The following is a 2,612-nucleotide window of genomic DNA, read 5'->3' as shown; positions in this document are numbered from 1 at the left end:
CAGGATCAACAGCACCATGTAGAAAACATTGGCCCAGTTGGTGCCGGTGCGCATGGCTTCCCATAATTTCAGACCGATGCCGCCGGCACCGACGGCGCCGATGATTGTCGCCGAGCGGGTGTTCGATTCCCAGAAATAGAGGGATTGGCTAAGGAACACTGGCAGAACCTGAGGCAGCACGCCGTAGCGTTGCACCATTGTTGGTGTGGCGCCCACCGAGCGGATGCCTTCGCGCTGCTTGTCGTCGATGTTTTCCAGCGCCTCGGAATAGAGCTTGCCCAGGGTTCCGGTATCGGTGAAGAAGATCGCCGACATGCCGGCCAGCGGCCCCGGACCAAAGCCGCGGGTGAAGAACAGCGCCCAGATCAGCATGTCGACAGACCGCAGGAAGTCGAAGAAGCGTTTTGTCGCCTGGTTGGTCAACCAGTTCGGCGTGATGTTGCGCGCAGCCAGGAAGGCGAGCGGAAAGGCGACGACCGAGGCCAACACTGTGCCGACAAAAGCCATGACGATGGTTTGCAGAAGCTTCAGCCACACGTCGCCGTGTTGCCACTCGGCATTGTAGAGGATGTTGTCCCAGGCAAGCGCTGCGTTTGACCTCGACGGATCGATGCGTTCTCCGGAGACGATCAATGAAGCGACCTCGCCAAACGATTTTCCCCAGAATGGCGAATTCGTGTCAAACACAAAATTCGCCCAACCAAAAAACCGCCTCCAGGCGATCACCTCGTCATTTTGCACTTCAGCGCGGCCCAAAAATCCGAACGAGACATAGGCTGTCGAACCTGGCTTGCGTTGCTCTATCCAGTCAGGCAGCGGTGTGCGCGGCGTGACAGACCTGTCCTTGGCAATGTCGAAGACGACGCTTTCGGCGCCGCGCGTCACCGTGACAAGATTTGGCGCAATGGCGATCTGGCCGCTGCCAAGGACGACGGTCGCCGCCACCACGGCCTTTTCGCGCACCGTTTTGGGCGCGGCCGGAACTGGTTTGTCTGGCGAGGGGGCCGGATTCTCGGCCGTTGGCGCGCCAGCCGCCATGAACGAACCCTGCGACGACTTGTCGGTCGCGGTCGCCGGTGCCGGTGCGGCGTCGACCCGCCGCTCGACCTCGGCAATCTGCTTGATAACCCAGTCGGGATTTGGATTGGATCCCAGTTTGGAGAAACGAGAGTAGTCGATGGTCAGATAGCCGTCCTTGAATTCGATGTCCGGGCGGATTTCGTAAGACACCCAGTCGGCGAGATAAGCGCCGGCCAGGTTCCAGTTCGCCTTTCCGAGAACGATGCCGATCGAGAAGAACCACGAGCAGTAAAAGGTGTAGAGGATGCATAGAAGGATGCCGAACGGGGCGGCATAGCGCTTCCATAAAGGCCGCTGAAACGCATCGGGATAGCGAGCGGCGATGTCGTTGATGGCGTCGGCGTTCATTGCGTTACTCTCCGCGCCCGTATGCGAACGCCTGCCTGCCGACGAGACGTTGTCTCAGCCATGCCGAAAACTGGTCAACGGCGACAATCGTGCAGAACAGCAGAAACACGATGGCTATGGTCTTGGCCTCATGGCCCCGGCTGATCGAAAGACGCAGGGATTCGCCGATGCCGCCGGCGCCGACGGCACCGAGAATGGTCGAAGCGCGCACATTGATCTCGAAGCGGAGCAGGAAATAGCTCATGAAGTTGGGCAGAACCTGAGGCACCATGCCGAACCACACCCGTTCGACCCAGTTGGCGCCAACGGCCCGCAAGCCTTCGTCAGGCTTCATGTCGGCGTTCTCGACCACTTCGTAGAACATTTTTCCGAGCGCGCCGACGGTGTGGATGCTGACCGCGAGGATCGCTGGAATGGGCCCAAGCGAGAAAATCGCCAGAAAAAAGCCGGCAATGACGATTTCCGGAAAGGCGCGGACAATTTCGAGGAAGCGGCGCGTGGTGAAGCGGAGCCAGCGGCTGGCCGTCACGTTGCTTGCAGCCAGGAAGCAGAGCAGGAAACCGAAGGTGGAGCCGACCAGGGTCGAAAACAGCGCAATGTTCAGGGTCTCGATCATCCGGTAGAAATACTCCGGAATGTAGATGCCTTGGGTCAGGTAGACCCGGCCTTCGGGATAGTCGAATTTGAGGCTGCCATCGTCATAGGGCGACGGCAGGTCGAACAGCGCGCGCACCGGGTCGAACCAGTCGCGCGGCTTCAATTCGACGAAAAAGTCGGCGATGTGGGGAAGGCGGTCGAAGAACTTTCCGGCGTTGGTCTCATTGGCGAACCAGAGCGAGCCCGAGAGCGCAAGCAACAGGAAAACCAGGCCTCCGATCGTGTAGAGGCGCCGGCGAGCGGCGAGGTCGCGCCAGTGCCGCTCGGCTAACGCTCCTTCCGTGGAGAGCGCAGGCGCGCGGTAAATTTCGGTCGCACTCATCGATGGTTCCCCAGCCCGTGACGCGGCAACGCCGCCGGCGGCACTTTGGCCCCGGCGGCGTCGTGCCTTTTGGCTTACGAGCCGATCTTCGCCTTACGAGCGTCGATGATCGCCTGATAGAATTCCGGGGTGACCGGCGAATAGCTCTTGAAGTCGCCGCCTTGCACCGCCGCGAAACAGGCCGGGTCGGTCTGCGGAAGCTTGG

The 2,612-nt window shown here is 60.5% G+C and carries 2 protein-coding genes and 1 pseudogene; all 3 read right to left on the bottom strand.

Annotation, left to right across the window (positions count from 1 at the left end):
- A partial coding sequence (gene phnE, locus EN964_RS31400; RefSeq protein ID WP_127277192.1) for a phosphonate ABC transporter, permease protein PhnE occupies nucleotides 1-1,428 on the bottom strand: 1,428 nt, incomplete at its 3' end.
- A gap of 4 nt (nucleotides 1,429-1,432) precedes the next feature.
- The gene (gene phnE / locus EN964_RS31395; protein ID WP_127271835.1) at nucleotides 1,433-2,407 is read right to left on the bottom strand and encodes a phosphonate ABC transporter, permease protein PhnE; all 975 of its coding nucleotides are present in this window, start codon (nucleotides 2,405-2,407) and stop codon (nucleotides 1,433-1,435) included.
- Nucleotides 2,408-2,481: 74 nt separating this feature from the next.
- Nucleotides 2,482-2,612, bottom strand: a pseudogene (locus tag EN964_RS38890) (phosphonate ABC transporter substrate-binding protein); the annotation flags it as partial.

The sequence above is a fragment of the Mesorhizobium sp. M7A.F.Ca.CA.001.10.2.1 genome, from assembly GCF_003998575.1.
GTDB lineage: Bacteria > Pseudomonadota > Alphaproteobacteria > Rhizobiales > Rhizobiaceae > Mesorhizobium.
This window is presented reverse-complemented; position numbering and strand designations above follow the sequence as displayed.

What these genes read in the sequence shown, in the direction of transcription:
- phnE (WP_127271835.1), bottom strand. Translation starts at nt 2,407, where the DNA reads ATGAGTGCGACCGAAATTTACCGCGCGCCTGCGCTCTCCACGGAAGGA.